The sequence below is a fragment of the Bradyrhizobium sp. genome (genome assembly GCF_016462955.1).
Lineage (GTDB): Bacteria > Pseudomonadota > Alphaproteobacteria > Rhizobiales > Xanthobacteraceae > Bradyrhizobium.
The window spans coordinates 1-14,798 of record NZ_JAEMSD010000132.1 but is presented as its reverse complement, the minus strand read 5'-3'; the positions used below and the strand labels follow the sequence as shown (position 1 = coordinate 14,798).

Below are 14,798 nucleotides of genomic sequence, written 5' to 3'. Positions count from 1 at the left end.
GAGGGGAACGGCATGTGCGTGGCCACCAGCAGCTCGCCGCTCTCCGCGAGCTCCCGCAACAGCCGGATGCGGACGCGCGCCGCCTCCTCGGGGTCGTGCTCGAAGCCGTTGTGCCACTCGGGTTGGTCGAACCCGACCGCAAACACGGCATCGCCAGCAAATGTCAGCGCCTCGCCGCCGGACGCCACGCGGACCACGCTATGCCCGGGGGTGTGACCGCCGGTGCGACGAACGGCGACACCAGGTGCAACCTCGTGTTGCTCGTCGAACGTCCGGATCTGGCTGCCGTACATCCTCACGAACTGCTTGGCGGTCGCCCGAAGCGCATCCGGGAAGCCTTGCGGCATGTTCGTGCGGGTAAAGTCGGGCGACTCCCAGAACCTGACCTCGGCGGCGGCGACGTGGATCCGCAGGTCCTTGCGCAACCGCTCCTTCACGCCGTCGACCAGCAAGCCACCGACGTGATCCATGTGCATGTGGGTCAACACGAGATCGGTCACGGACGAGAGGTCAATTCCGGCGGCCTCCAGCCGCTTGATCAACTGTCCGGCGCGCGGCAGATGCAAGTCAGGATCGGACCCCAGTCCCGCGTCGATGAGGATCGTCTTGTCGTCACTTCGCACCATCACCGCATTGAGTGCCCAGTCAAAGGCATCCTGAGGCAGGAACATCTCGTTCAGCCAGTTGGCCCGTAGGGCCGGGTCGGCGTTGTGCGCCAGCATGGCGGTCGGGAGCGGCAGCACGCCGTCGCTGACCACCAGCACGTCGATATCGCCGATGCGCACCGCGTACCGCGACGGTACGAGCTCTTCGGGTTTCGCGGCGAGGGAAGCGTTGTGCAGATTCATGTCGGTCTCCTTTTCGAAGTTGGGGGTTGGTTGCTAGAGCGCGGTGACGCGCTCGGGGTCGGCGGAGGCGAGCGCTGCGGCACGCTCGGCCTTGGGCGGATAGATCCAGACGGTGTTGATCTCCTGCTTGGTCTTCTTGGCGACGTCGCCGACCATCTCCACCGTGCGCTCCCAGCCACGCGTGAACAGCGCGCCGGTTTGGCCGAGGTCGAGGCAGGTGACGTAGGCCTTCTGGTGATAGGGTCTGGTCGGAACGCCGAGCAGCTCGGCGGCGGCGTTGTTGCCGGCGAAGGCGCCCATCCGGGTCGCGTGCTGACATGACATCAGCGCGTAATTGCCGACATCGTCACACGCGGCCCGTGCAGCATCGCCCGTCGCAAAGACGCCGCTCACCGAGGGGACGCGAAGATCACGATCGACGAGCAGTCGGCCAAACTGATCGCGTTCGGCGGGGATCTGTGCGGTCAACGGAGCGGCGCGCATGCCGGCGGCCCAGATCGTCGTTTCGCATTCAATCCGTTCACCGCTTGACAACGTGACGCCGGACTTGTCGAGGGAGGCCACTCCGACACCGAGCCTTGTCTCGATGCCGAGTTTGCGCAGTGCCTCCTCGATGATCGGCCTGGCGCCTGCGCCCATATCCGGGGCGATCGTCTCATTGCGGTCGACGATGACCACGCGCAGCCGGGCGTCCTTGCCGAGGATTTCGTGCAGGCGCGACGGCACCTCGGTTGCTGCCTCGATGCCGGTGAATCCGCCTCCTGCGACAACAACGGTATTGCGCCCCTGCGAAGCCGGACGGTTCGCCAGCCCGTGCAGGTGACGATCGAGCGCGATCGCATCATCAAGTTGGTCGACGCTGAAGCCGTGCTCGGCAAGGCCAGGAACGTTCGGGCGAAACAGCCGGCTACCGGTGGCAACCACCAAGCGGTCGTAGGGTAGCTTCTTCCGCGTGCCCTGCGCGGCAGCGACCTCGACGATTTTGGACTTCGTATCGATCGCCTCGGCATGGCCCCTGACATAGACGACGTCGATCGCCTCAAAGACGTCTTGCAGCGGTGCGACCAGGGTCTCGGGGTTCGGTTCGTAGAGCCGCGGGCGAACCACCAGCGTCGGCTCGGGCGCGACGAGCGCGATCTCGAGCTCGTCGGGTGGAACGCCCTGGATGTCGCGCAGGCGGGCGGCTGAAAGGGCGGCATACATACCGGCGAAGCCGGCGCCAATGATGACGACGCGCATGTTGACTGGTCCTTCGAGTTGATTGCGATGAAAACGAGGCTACGCCGTCGCGAACCTGAGCAAGTCGCCGTTGACGATGTTGGGATGGGTCGTGCAGACGCCGTGCGGCAGCCGGTCGTAGATTTTCAGGGTGCAGTGCTTCAGGAGCCGGGCCGACAGCGGTGCGGAGTCTGCGACGGGAACGATCTGGTCGTCGCTGCCATGCAGGACGAGCGTCGGCACAGCGATGCTCTTCAGGTCTTCGCTGAAGTCCGTCTCGGAGAAGGCCTTGATGCCGTCGTAATGGGCCTTGGCGCTGCCCATCATGCCTTGACGCCACCAGTTCCAGATCGTCGCCTGCGAAGGCTGGGCGCCTGGACGATTGTATCCGTAGAAGGGGCCGCTCGCGAATTCGAGATAGAATTGCGGCCTGTTGGCAGCGAGCCGCTCGCGCAAGCCGTCGAAGACCTCAAGAGGCAAGCCACCGGGATTGTACTCGGTCTTGAGCATCAAAGGTGGCACAGCGCCGATGAGCACCAGCTTGGCCACGCGATCGCGGCCATGACGCGCGACGTAGCGCGCTGCCTCGCCGCCGCCTGTCGAGTGGCCGATGTGGATGGCATTGCGAAGATCGAGTTGCTGGACCAGGGCAGCGACGTCGGCCGCATAGTGGTCCATGTCGTGCCCGTCGTCGATTTGGCTGGAGCGGCCGTGGCCGCGGCGGTCATGGGCGATCACGCGAAACCCCTTGCCGAGGAAGAAGAGCATCTGGGCATCCCAGTCATCGGCGCTGAGCGGCCAACCGTGATGGAAGACGATTGGCTGTGCGGACTTCGGTCCCCAGTCCTTGTAGAAGATCTTTGCGCCGTCGCTGGTGGTGACAGAGCTTGTGGCGCCGCTCCTGCCGGTCGAGAGGGCCGCGGTCTCCACATCGCTACCTACTGCGGAGGTGGAGCGGACGGTCAACGACGCCGCGTATAAGAGAGTTGTTGCGAGGATGCTTCGCCGCGAGGTGCTCGCGAGCCGGTTGACAGAGCTGATCAAGGTCATTGCCATTTCCGTTTCAGGTGGGGGGCGCCATGATTCCTAGCGGAACGCATGCGCCGATGCCCCAGCGCGATTGACGCGATTGCAGCGCGATTGCTGCTAACGAGCGCGCCGCCGCCAGTCGCTCGGCGATTCTCCGGTGAGCTTTCGAAACGCGGCGGCGAAGGCGGTCTGTGAGGAGTAGCCGAGCGTGACGGCAATCGAGACGACGGAGGCGTCGGTGTCGCGCAGCATGTTCATGGCCTGCTCGAGCCGGTGCTGGCGCAGCCAGGCATGCGGAGAAAGCCCGGTACTGTCCTTGAAAGCACGGCAGAAGTGAAAGCGCGACAAGCCGGCTTCCGCGGCAAGCGCCGCGAGCGAGACGTCGGCATCACTGTCGGAGCGCAACCGCTCGATCGCTCGAAGCAGTGTTTTCGGCGCCAACCCACCCCTGGCCGGCGCTATCGTGCTTGGCGAGCCGGTGTGCGCAGCCAAAAGACGCGTCGCGAGCAGATCCATCAGTTGCTGTCTGAAAAGCGTATCGAGGGCTTCGTTTCCTTCCAGCACGTCCGCCGCGCTCAGCAATAATCGGGACGTGACGGGATCGGGATGCGCGGTTCGCTCCAGGAGTTCAGACAGTGCGCCGGCTTCGGCTTCGTCGGCCACGCGCCTCAGCGTTGTCTGCGGAAGGTAGAGCTGAACGACGTCGACGGGTCTTGGAATGTCCCACCGGGAGCTCGATCCCTCCGGAATAATGATCACGACTCCCGGGCGAAACGTCCCGATGGCGCTGTATTGCCCGGATCGCCGCTCCATGCGTTGCACCGCGCCGTTGTAAGCCATGATGACGTGATGGCTCATGGGCGCAACGACGTCGTGCAACGGCTCGTGCTTCCAGTGAGCAATGCCGGCGCCGGAGGAATCCAGCGCCATGCGGAAAGGCACCGTGCCGAGCACGCGGGCCATTTCCGCATCGGCCGCGGGCCGATCGCCTGCCGGGTCGCGCCGCACCTGCGAAGCGGGGGGGATTTCGCTGCGAGATTCGCGCACAACAACTTTGCTCATGGCTCTGCTCGTGTGAGACCGCGTCGCAGATGCGCGACAAATCGATCATCGTTTCAGCCGCCGCAAAACGGGGCCCAACGGCCGGTCTGGTGATCTTTGCTCAAGGGCTGGATCCGGTCCGAAGACGATCCGTCGAGGTTCCGATGCCGTCGATTTACGGGTTCTAGGCAGTGCGAGGACCTGTGTCTTTCCTGATTCTGCCCTGCATTGCCTGATCCTTCTGCGCGCACGCCGGGCGCGCCTCACGCGCGTGCGTTTGTGAAAAAGACGTGATGTGGACGCCGCGTTCCGGTGGCCCTCACGCCGTCAGGGCACGAGCCGATCATTCTGAAATGCTTGACGGATTCGGACGGGACTTCAATCGGGGGCGGGTGCGACTTCGTCGGTCGTGGACAGCGGTGGGCAAATACCTATATACGACCCTGGGAATGGTATGGCGCTGTGGTCTGCTCCACGACCGCCCAGGCGAGACATCCGATGACCAGCACAGGCGCGTACGGTGAACGTCTCGGAGCATTGCTCCGCCTTGACGAAGTGCCTCCCACGCTCATGACCCGGTCGCTGCGCAATACCGAGATCGCTGTTACGGAAACCCGAAACGACAATCCGGTGCTGGGTCTGTCCGGTTCGTTTGCTGCGGAAGATGCCTATCTCGTCAGCCTGAAATTGCGCGATTATCCGGAGTGCGAAATCTGGGAACAGGGCCGTCACCTCACGAAGGCCGATGTCCATGCCGGGACGACTTACCTCTACGATCTCAAGGCCGACCCCCGCTACGTGATCGACAAGCCGTTTCACTCTCTGCATTTCTACGTGCCGCGCTCAGCGCTCGATGGTCTCGCCGATCAGTCGGGTGCGCGGCGCATCGATGCGCTCGACTGCAGTCCAGTCGGCCACGACGATGCCATCGTCCGCCATATCGGCGTTTGCTTGGGCGACGGATTGCGCCGGCCGGACGAGGTCAACCAGCTCTTCATCGATCACATGATGCTGGCGCTCACCGCTCATGTCGCGGCGACCTATGGAGGGTATCGGCACAAGTCCAGAACCGGGCGCGGTGCGCTTGCGCCATGGCAGCTCGCGCGCGCATGCGACAAACTCGAGGCGGATCTCGGCGGCAAGGTGCCGTTGCAGGCGATCGCGGCCGAACTCGGCCTCTCCGTCAGCCATTTCTCTCGTGCGTTTCGCGCTGCGACCGGTCTGCCGCCGCATCGCTGGCTGCTGCATCATCGCGTGAGGACCGCCAAGCGTCTGATTAGTGAGCGCGGCCTTTCACTGTCCGAGGTTGCTATTTCAGCCGGCTTTGCCAGCCAAAGCCACTTCACGCGGGTCTTCTCCGCGGTCGCCGGTATTAGTCCTGGTGCATGGCGGCGCGATGTGGAGGGAATAACAGGCCCGAAAGGTCAGGCGAACTCGCCTTGCGGCACGAGCGTGATCAACTCATAGCCGACGATGGCGGCGCCGAGACAGCGCCTCCAGGGATTCACCCCGCGCCAAATCTCGTCGGCGCCCCACAGGATGAGGCCGCCTTTCATAACGATGGTCAAACCGAGGCTGGCCTTCCCTGCGGAAGGCCAGATCCAAAGCAGAACGCCCGCAACGATGACGGTCCAGAGAAGCAGATTCGGCCACTGCGCTATGGTGATGGCGCCCGTTTCACGGCTCCGGAAGAACCAGTCGAAGAACCGTCTCATCGTCGCCGGGCCGATCAGAGCGCGACCTCACCCTCTTCGCTTCCCTTCCAGTAGGTGACGCGGTTGGCCTTCACCTTGATCAGGACGATGCCTGGCGTGTCGATGCCCTTGTCGAACCACTTGTCCAGATCGCTGGTCCAATGCTGCTGGAATGCGGCCTTGTCCCGGATCAACTCGGCGGTCCCTTCGACGGCGACATAGATCCCCTTCGAGAAGAGGCCGGCTTCCGACGAGAATCCGAGCGCCACTTTTGGATTTCCTTCGATGTCCCGGACGGTCCGCGCTTGTTCGTATGTGAAGTAGTATGACGTGCCGTCGTAGGCGACGTCACCATTGTTGCTCATGGGCCGGTTGGCGATTTCGCCGTTTTCGGTGTGAGTCGAGAGAATGGCGATGTCGATGCCGGCCATCTCCTTTGCGATCTCGGCGAGCGATGTCTTGGGCATGAACTTTCCTTTCTTGAGCGGGAGCAACGACGGGACAAGACCCATGTTCCCCAAAAAGGAGAGCCAGTGTTTCTCCCGGTTTGCTTCCGCCCAATCGCTGCCACGGATTTGCCCGGCCAAGAGCAGCAGTGGTAACTAGGGGCTGCGACGAAGAGAACAACGAAAAGGCGCGAGCGATGGTGTGGGATCCGCAGCAATATCTGAAGTTTTCCGGCCATCGGCTGCGCCCTGCGGTCGATCTGTTGATGCGGATTCCGGATCTGGCGCCGCGCGAGGTCGCCGACCTCGGGGCGGGCGCCGGCAATGTGACGAAGCTGCTCAGGGAGCGCTGGCCGCAAGCCGCCGTGACCGGCGTCGAGGGCTCGGCCGAAATGGTCGCCGCGGGCCGCAAGACGGCGCCTGACGTGGAATGGTCACATCAAGATCTCGGGCATTGGAGTCCCGCCGGGCAGTACGACCTGATCTACTCCAATGCGGCGCTGCACTGGTTGCCCGATCATGCGGCCCTGTTTCCGTCGCTGATGGAGAAGGTGCGTCCGGGCGGCACGATTGCGGTGCAGATGCCGCGCAACTTCACCGCGCCCTCGCATGTGCTGATCGGCGAGACCGCGCTTGATGGTCCTTGGCGGTCCAAGGTCGCCCATCTCGTCACTCCGCCGCCGGTCGAGGGGCCGGCCTTCTATCACGATCTCCTGGCGCCGATGTCGGCCAGCATCGACATCTGGGAGACCGAATATCTGCAGGTGCTGGAAGGCGAGAACCCCGTGAAGGAATGGACCAAGGGCACCTGGCTGACGCGCTACCTCGACATTCTGCAAGGCGATGAGAAGGCCGCGTTCGAGGCCGCCTATGGAGCGCGGGTCGCGAAGGCCTATCCGAAAAATGCGGCGGGGCAGACGCTGTTCCCGTTCCGGCGCCTGTTCATGGTCGCCCAGCGCAAAGGCTGATGGCACTGCCGCAATGCGGCATGAACGCTCGTTCCGTTGGACCCGCGCGGACGCCGGGTTGCGCAGACGGCGCTCGCCAAGTTAGCTTGGACGTGAGGCCGCAAGGGGGCGTCGAGAAGAACTGACGGCTGCGGCCCAATAAGAACAACACCAACGGTCGGGGGTGGTCGCACGCCCGGCCGTTGCGCTTGAAAATCCAATCCGGGGGGACCAAGTTGTTGCGCGCGCTGAATCGTTTTCTCGATCATCTCGAGGAGTGGCTGATCGCGACGATGATCGCGGCTGCAACGTCGCTCATCTTCGTCGCCGTGCTGCATCGCTACGGCGCGGGGCTGTCGATCGACATCGCAAAATGGGCGGAAGCGCGAAATCTTTCCTTCCTCGCCGTGCCGGCGCGCGCGGTGTTCGTGTGGCTTGCCGCGCTCGACCTGTCCTGGGCGCAGGAGCTCTGCATCTATATGTTCATCTGGATGGCGAAGTTCGGCGCCGCCTACGGCGTGCGGACCGGCATCCATGTCGGCGTCGACGTGCTGGTCAACCTCCTTCCCGGCGGCTCGCGCCGGCGCGTCATCACCTTCGGCCTTCTCTGCGGCGCGCTGTTCACCGCCATCGTCGGCTATTTCGGCGCCGCCTTCGTCACCCATATGTGGCAGAGCGGTCAGCAGTCCAACGATCTGGAAGCGCCGATGTGGATGGTCTATCTCACCATCCCGCTCGGCTCCGCCTTAATGTGCTTCCGCTTCCTCCAGGTCGCCTGGTCGTTCTACCGCACCGGTGAGCTGCCGCATCACGACATGGCCGGCGTCGAGGGCGTCGAGGCGGACCCGGTGCATCCGGCGCCGGTCACGCGCAGCCAGGTGGTCCGGGACGAGCGCAGCCCGCTCGGTTGGATCCTGATGCTGGTGCCGGTCTTGATCGTTGCCTTGTGCTTCGCTCATGCGGCCCACGTCATCACGCTGCCGCAGGGCCTGCGTGTCTTCATCGTGTTCGCGCTCCTGCTCTCCCTGATGCTCACGGGCATGCCGATCTCGATCGCGCTCGGTCTGACCGTGCTCAGCTTCATGTTCGCGCTGACCGACGTGCGGACGGAGTCGGTCGCGCTGAAGCTGTTCACCGGCATCGAGAATTTCGAGATCATGGCGATCCCGTTCTTCATCCTCGCCGGCAACTTCCTCACTCACGGCGGCGTTGCGCGGCGGATGATCGCATTCGCGACCTCGCTGGTCGGGCATTGGTACGGTGGCCTCGCGCTGTCGGGCGTGGTCGCCTGCGCGCTGTTTGCCGCGATCTCCGGCTCTTCGCCGGCGACCGTGGTGGCGATCGGCTCGGTGATCCTGCCTGCGATGGTCGCCCAGGGCTTTCCGAAGCGTTTCGGTGCGGGCGTGATTACGACGTCCGGCTCGCTCGGCATTCTCATTCCGCCGTCGATCCCGATGGTTCTCTATGCCGTGTCGACCAACAGCTCGGTCGGCAAGCTCTTCATCGCCGGCATCGTGCCCGGGCTTGCGCTCGCCTCGCTGCTCGGAGCGACAACATTCTATCGGGCCTGGCGCAACGACTATCCGAGGATGCCGAAGGCGACGTTGCGCGAACGTCTCGACGCGTTCCGCAAGTCGATTTGGGGCATCCTCCTGATCGTGCTCGTGATCGGCGGCATCTACAGCGGCCTGTTCACGCCGACCGAGGCCGCCGCCGTCAGCGCGGTCTACGCCTTCATCGTCGCGGTGTTCATCTACAAGGATCTGAAGCTGCGCGACGTGCCGCGGGTGCTGCTGTCGTCGGCCAATTTGTCGGCGATGCTGCTCTACATCATCACCAACGCCGTGCTGTTCTCGTTCCTGATGACCTACGAGAACGTGCCGCAGGCGCTGGCGCAATGGATGATCGACCAGGGCCTGGGGTGGATCGGCTTCCTGCTGCTCGTCAACCTGCTGCTGCTGCTGGCCGGCAACGTGATGGAGCCGTCCTCCATCATCCTGATCATGGCGCCGATCCTATTTCCGGTCGCGGTCAAGCTCGGCATCGACCCGATTCATTTCGGCATCCTGATGACGGTCAACATGGAGGTCGGGCTGTGCCACCCGCCGGTCGGCCTCAACCTCTACGTCGCCTCCGGCATCGCCAAGATGGGCATCACTGAGCTCACGGTCGCGGTGTGGCCGTGGCTGCTGACGATGCTGGGATTCCTGGTGGTGGTGACGTACTGGCCCGGCCTGTCGCTGTGGCTGCCACGCATGCTGGGCATGTAGGGGGAGACGCCAAGGGACATGGCTAACGCGCGGTAAATTCGTGCGCTCAAATGCTGCATTTGTGCGGGAAGCCCGTTTTACGGATACGCGGTAGGACCATGCCAGCGGATGGGCTGGCATGTTGTTCAACAGAATGGAATCCGGACGGGCATCGATTTCCGACGCCGTCCATTTGGAAGTCATCACGGGCCTTCACGGCACGACGATGCCGACCGTGCTCGCGGCCGCGTGTCAGGCGATGGTCGGCGCCATCACGACCTACGAGACCGGCGACATGGTCACGGCAGCCCTGACGGTCGCCGGTGTCGTGGTGGCCGTTGTCCGCCTGTTTGAAATCATCGCCTTCCGTCGTCGCCTTGCCCGCCCACCGCAACTCGGCCGGGCCGAGGCCGTGCAATGGGAACGGCGCTACATTGCCGGCACCGTTGTAACGGCCCTCGTGCTCGGCGTGTTCGCTGCGCGCAGCATCATGTTGGGCGATGCGCTCTGCTCGGTGATGGCGATCGGCATCGGATTCGGCTTCGGCGCGGGCGTGGTGGCGCGGCTGGCGCTGCGTCCGGTCGCGGCGCTGCTCGATCTCGTCGCGATCGCCGCTCCCACCGCGATCGTCACCTTCATGCAGCCTGATCTGCGCCATGCCGGGCTCGGGCTACTCATTCTCATGTATGTCGTTGCAAGCTTCGAGATGGTGCGCCTCAGCTTCAACGCCTCGATCAACCAGATCACGCTGAAGCGGCAGTTCGAGCAGCTGTCGCGCATCGACCCGATGACGGGCCTGTCCAACCGCTCGGTGCTGGCGACGGACTTGCCCGCCATGCTCGCGGCCGGGATGGTTGCCGTCCATACGCTCGATCTCGACCGCTTCAAGGAAGCCAACGACCGGTTCGGACATCCCGCCGGCGATGCGCTGCTGAAGCAGGTCGCCGGGCGGCTCAAGGCGCTGGCCGGGCCCGACGACCTCGTGATCCGCATGGGCGGCGACGAATTCGTCCTGGTGCAGCGCGCCGCGTCCGACGCAGAGACGATGGCACGGCGGATCGTGCAATCGATCGGCAGGCCATACGAGGTCGACGGACAGGTGATCGATCTCGGTGCGAGCGTCGGCGTTGCCGTCGCGCCGGCCGACGGCCGAACCGCAGAGGCGCTGTTGTCCCGCTCGGACAAGGCGCTGTATCGGGCCAAGCAGAATCGTGGCGGCTATGTACTGGCCAGCGAATTGCGGGCGGCAGACAACGCCACGGCATCGCGCCAAGCCGTTGAAGGCGTAGCTGCCTAGCAGCATCTCGCTCCATTTCCTTCGTCTCCTCCAATGGCAATCGACCGCAGGATGCGGTTAGATGCCGTGCATCAGGCGGGGAGGAGCAACATGACGGAATCCAGCAGCGAGCCGAAGGACGCATCACCGTCCGTCATCGCGCAGCAAGAGGCCATGCTCGACGCATTGCCGTTTTCCGATACGCGCGACTTCGACGACGCCGCGCGCGGTTTTCTGGGCACGATCGAGAACGCGGCGATCACGAATCCGCAAGGGCGGACGGTCTGGAGCCTCGAGCCCTATGGCTTCCTGTCCGCCGTGCGGGCACCGCACACGGTCAATCCGAGCCTGTGGCGGCAGTCGCGCCTCAACATGCAGCACGGCCTGTTCGAGGTCGTGCCCGGCGTCTACCAGGTGCGCGGGCTCGACATCGCCAACATGACGCTGATCGAGGGCGACAGCGGCGTCATCGTCGTGGACACCTTGACCTCGATCGAGGGCGCGCGCGCTGCGCTCGATCTGTACTTCAAGCATCGGGGCATGCGGCCGGTCGTGGCGGTCATCTTCACCCATACCCATACAGACCATTGGGGCGGCGCGCGCGGCGTGCTGGAGGAGGATGCGCTGGCAACGGGCCGCGTTCCCATCATCGCGCCGAACCTGTTCATGGAGCACGCGGTCTCCGAGAACATCATCGCAGGGCCGGCGATGCTGCGCCGGGCGCAGTACCAGTTCGGGCCGCTGCTCGCGAAGGGGGTGCGCGGACAGGTCGATTGCGGGCTCGGCAAGTCGATGGCGGCAGGATCGGTCGCGCTGCTGCGCCCCACGGACCTGATCATGGCGACCGGCGACAAGCGCGTGATCGACGGCGTCGCGTTCGAATTCCAGATGGCGCCGAACAGCGAGGCGCCGGCGGAGATGCACTTTTTCGTCCCGCGCTACAAGCTCTTGAACCTCGCCGAGAACTGCACGCACAATTTCCACAATCTGCTGCCGTTCCGCGGCGCCGACGTCCGCGACGCGCTGGCGTGGTCGAAATATCTCGGCGAAGCCTTGCAGCTCTGGGACGGCAAGGCGGAGGCGATGTGCGGCCAGCACCACTGGCCGGTGTGGGGAACGGAGCGCATCGGCACGATGATCCGGCAGCAGCGCGACCTCTACAAATTCGCGCATGATCAGACCGTCCGGCTGATGAATCACGGCCTCACCGCTGCCGAGATTGCCGAGACCATCCGGCTGCCGAAGAGCCTGGAGGGTGCATGGCACGGCCGCGGCTATTACGGTCATATCCGGCACAATGTGAAGGCGATCTACCAGAAATATCTCGGCTGGTACGACGCCAATCCGGTCAATCTCGATCCGCTGCCGCCGGTGGAGTCGGGCAGGAAGTACGTGGAATACATGGGTGGCGCGGAAGCGATCCTGGCGCGTGCGCGGTCGGATTTCGACAAGGGCGAGTTTCGCTTCGTCGCGCAGGTGCTCGGTCATCTCGTTTTTGCCGAGCCGGATCATGCGGCGGCGCGCGCACTCCTGGCCGATACGCTGGAGCAGCTCGGCTACGTCGCCGAGAGCGCGACCTGGCGCAACGCCTATCTGTTCGGCGCGCAGGAATTGCGTCACGGCATGCCGAAGGTGCCGGCCCGCCCGCCGATGCCGCGCGAGACGCTCGCGGCGCTGCGTACCGAGCAGCTTTGGGACGTGCTCGGCATCCGCCTCAACGGGCCGAGGGCGGAGGGCAAGCACATCGTGTTGAACTGGCGCTTTTCCGACACCGGCGAGACGTTCGTGCTCACTCTGGAGAATTGCGCGCTCACTTACAGCGAGGGCGTGCAGGCGGAGGGCGCCGATGCCGGCTTCACGCTGGCGCGGTCGACGCTCGACGAGGTGATTGCCAAGCTGACGAGCTTCCCGGAGGCGGTTGCAGCCGGCAAGATCGAGCTCTCGGGCAATCCGATGAAGCTCGCCGAGCTGATGGGACTGATGGACGAATTTCCGCGGATGTTCGAGATCGTCGAGCCAAAGCGGGCGGAGGTGAGGTAGGGGAGGACGCTGTTGGCTCTTTCCTTCTCCCCTTGTGGGAGAAGGTGGCATAGGCGGCCTTTGGCCGCCGTTCACTTAGAACGCCGATGCCGTTGGATCGGCTATGGCGCCGGATGAGTGGTCTTTCTCAACGGAGAAAGTTTTAAATGCGGAGGCCACCCCTCACCCCAGCAAGTAAGCGGCCTCGTTCTTGAGCCCTCTCCCACAAGGGAGAGGGCGCTTCGATTGGCAGCCGCGGTGCGGCGGCCGTGAATTACTCCGCGCTGCTCACCAGCTTGATCCGCGGCGCCTGTCGCTCGGCGAGGCTGCGGTAGGCGGCGAGATAGTCGAGGGCCATGCGCCGCGCGGTGAAGCGTGTCTCGAACTGCTTGCGGATCGCGGCACGGTCCAGTTGCGGAAGGCGCTTAACCACGCCCGCGGCGCTGATGATGTCCTCGACGATGAAGCCGGTCAGCCCTTCGTCGATGATCTCAGGCACCGAGCCGCGGTTGAAGGCGACCACCGGCGTTCCGCACGCCATGGCCTCGATCATGACGAGGCCGAACGGCTCCGGCCAGTCGATCGGCAGCAGAAGTCCGAGCGCGCCGCTCAGGAAGTCCGACTTTTCGTGATCGCCGATCTCGCCGATGAACTCGACCAGCGGATTGTTCTCGATCATCGGCCGGATCAGCTCGTCGTAATAATCCTGGTCCGCGCGATCGACCTTGGCCGCGATCTTCAGCGGAATGCCGCAATGGGCCGCGATCTTGATGGCGCGGTCGACGCCTTTTTCCGGCGCGATGCGGCCGAGCACGGCGAGGTATTCCTGCTTTGCGGGCTTCGGCGTCAGCAGGTTCTCGGGCAGGCCGTGATGGATCGTCGTCACCCAGTTCGCCTGCGGCACCGGCCGCCGCTGCGCATTGGAGATCGAGATGACGGGCATCTTGGAGAAGGTGTTAAAGACCGGCTGATGCTCCGGCAGGTCGAGCCGGCCGTGCAGCGTGGTCGCGAATGGCGTCGGCTGTCGGTGGAACAGCGACCACGGATAATAATCGAGATGAAAGTGGAGGAAGTCGAACTCTTCGTCGTCACATTTCTGCCGCACCCGCTCCAGCAGCACCATGTGGAGCGCATTGGGATCGCGCACGGAACCGTCGAGACGGAGCGCCCTCGGCCAAAGCGCATCCAGTTTAGCCGACGTCTGCGAGTCGCCGCTGGCGAACAACGTCACGTCGTGTCCAAGAGCCACCAGCTCTTCCGTCAACCAATGAACCACCCGCTCGGTGCCGCCATATAGCTTGGGTGGAACAGCCTCCGTCAACGGAGCTACCTGCGCAATGCGCATCTCACCATCTCCTCTGCGATCATGGAGTTAAAGCCCCCGCCTTGTCTCGGCACCGGCATGCCAGACTGGGAACGTTCTCGCATTTGCGAAGTTCCTTCCCTCGATCGTTACTTCTTCGACACGGTGCAGCGCGGCCCCGATGATGCCATCAGCTCTTCTCACATCGTCCGCATCTGCATGTCGTGATCGCCTGGCCCGGGAACCGAGGCGAACGGGTCGATGTTCAGTCGATCAGTAACAAAATGAAAATCAGCATAACGGGGCGATAGTCATATGGATCACCTTTCCGGATACGCGCGCAGGCCATTTGCCTTTGTCCTGCGCTATCTTCGGATGCGAATGGCGTCGCATCTGGTGATCCTCACCGCAGTCGTCGGGGCGGTTGCCTGCTCCGTAGGCACCCAGTACGGGGTAAAGTCGCTGGTTGACGCCTTGTCCGCGGGCCCGTCGCAAGGCGGTGGCGTATGGCTGGCATTCATTCTGCTCATCTCCCTGATCGCCGCCGACAACTTCCTGTGGCGCATCGCGAGCTGGACCGCGAGCTTCACCTTCGTCCGGGTCACGGGTGATTTACGGCGTGACATATTTCGTCATCTGACCGGGCACGCGCCGAGCTACTTCTCGGACCGGATGCCGGGCATGCTGACGAGCCGGATCACGGCAACCTCGAACGCGGTGTTCACGGT

13 protein-coding genes and 1 pseudogene are annotated in these 14,798 nt (G+C 64.1%); 7 read left to right on the top strand and 7 right to left on the bottom strand.

The window, feature by feature from the left end:
- The 4 genes from JHD07_RS15870 to JHD07_RS15855 form a co-directional block, all read right to left on the bottom strand.
- A partial coding sequence (locus JHD07_RS15870) for an MBL fold metallo-hydrolase (RefSeq protein ID WP_291623798.1) occupies positions 1–848 on the bottom strand: 848 nt, incomplete at its 3' end.
- Between the two features lie 33 nt (positions 849–881).
- Positions 882–2,087: an NAD(P)/FAD-dependent oxidoreductase gene (locus JHD07_RS15865; RefSeq protein WP_291623796.1), complete on the bottom strand. Its 1,206-nt coding sequence runs from the start codon at positions 2,085–2,087 to the stop codon at positions 882–884.
- 39 nt (positions 2,088–2,126) lie between these two features.
- Positions 2,127–3,116, bottom strand: a complete 990-nt coding sequence (locus JHD07_RS15860; protein WP_291623795.1) for an alpha/beta hydrolase — start codon at positions 3,114–3,116, stop codon at positions 2,127–2,129.
- Between the two features lie 96 nt (positions 3,117–3,212).
- Positions 3,213–4,157 (bottom strand): AraC family transcriptional regulator, encoded by a 945-nt coding sequence (locus tag JHD07_RS15855; protein WP_291623792.1) that lies wholly within the window; start codon positions 4,155–4,157, stop codon positions 3,213–3,215.
- A gap of 477 nt (positions 4,158–4,634) precedes the next feature.
- On the opposite strand from JHD07_RS15855, the gene JHD07_RS15850 reads away from it, so the two are divergent.
- Positions 4,635–5,603 (top strand): AraC family transcriptional regulator, encoded by a 969-nt coding sequence (locus tag JHD07_RS15850; RefSeq protein WP_291623791.1) that lies wholly within the window; start codon positions 4,635–4,637, stop codon positions 5,601–5,603.
- Here the strand turns inward: JHD07_RS15850 and JHD07_RS15845 are convergent.
- Positions 5,561–5,851 carry a hypothetical protein gene (locus tag JHD07_RS15845; protein WP_291623789.1) on the bottom strand — a complete coding sequence of 97 codons (291 nt, stop codon included), beginning with the start codon at positions 5,849–5,851 and terminating at the stop codon, positions 5,561–5,563. The two genes, JHD07_RS15850 and JHD07_RS15845, sit on opposite strands and share 43 nt — an antisense overlap.
- Before the next feature lie 14 nt (positions 5,852–5,865).
- Positions 5,866–6,297, bottom strand: a complete 432-nt coding sequence (locus JHD07_RS15840) for a pyridoxamine 5'-phosphate oxidase family protein (RefSeq protein ID WP_291623788.1) — start codon at positions 6,295–6,297, stop codon at positions 5,866–5,868.
- Positions 6,298–6,473: 176 nt separating this feature from the next.
- Between JHD07_RS15840 and JHD07_RS15835 the strand changes: the two genes are divergently transcribed.
- From JHD07_RS15835 to JHD07_RS15820, 5 genes and pseudogenes are all read left to right on the top strand, one after another.
- The gene (locus tag JHD07_RS15835) at positions 6,474–7,244 is read left to right on the top strand and encodes a methyltransferase domain-containing protein (protein ID WP_291623786.1); all 771 of its coding nucleotides are present in this window, start codon (positions 6,474–6,476) and stop codon (positions 7,242–7,244) included.
- Positions 7,245–7,516: 272 nt separating this feature from the next.
- Positions 7,517–7,993: pseudogene (locus JHD07_RS39790) on the top strand (TRAP transporter small permease subunit); the annotation flags it as partial.
- Positions 7,994–8,212: 219 nt separating this feature from the next.
- On the top strand, positions 8,213–9,493 hold the full coding sequence (locus tag JHD07_RS39785) for a TRAP transporter large permease subunit (protein WP_366864586.1): 1,281 nt from the start codon (positions 8,213–8,215) through the stop codon (positions 9,491–9,493).
- A 118-nt stretch (positions 9,494–9,611) separates the two neighbouring features.
- On the top strand, positions 9,612–10,769 hold the full coding sequence (locus tag JHD07_RS15825) for a GGDEF domain-containing protein (protein WP_291623782.1): 1,158 nt from the start codon (positions 9,612–9,614) through the stop codon (positions 10,767–10,769).
- A gap of 90 nt (positions 10,770–10,859) precedes the next feature.
- Positions 10,860–12,788, top strand: coding sequence for an alkyl sulfatase dimerization domain-containing protein (locus JHD07_RS15820; RefSeq protein WP_291623780.1), 1,929 nt, complete (start codon positions 10,860–10,862; stop codon positions 12,786–12,788).
- 253 nt (positions 12,789–13,041) lie between these two features.
- Here the strand turns inward: JHD07_RS15820 and JHD07_RS15815 are convergent, their stop codons facing one another.
- Positions 13,042–14,112, bottom strand: a complete 1,071-nt coding sequence (locus JHD07_RS15815) for a glycosyltransferase family 4 protein (RefSeq protein ID WP_291623778.1) — start codon at positions 14,110–14,112, stop codon at positions 13,042–13,044.
- A 273-nt stretch (positions 14,113–14,385) separates the two neighbouring features.
- Here JHD07_RS15815 and JHD07_RS15810 point away from each other — a divergent pair.
- Positions 14,386–14,798, top strand: a 413-nt coding sequence (locus JHD07_RS15810; protein ID WP_291623776.1) for an ABC transporter transmembrane domain-containing protein, incomplete at its 3' end; no start/stop codon positions are given.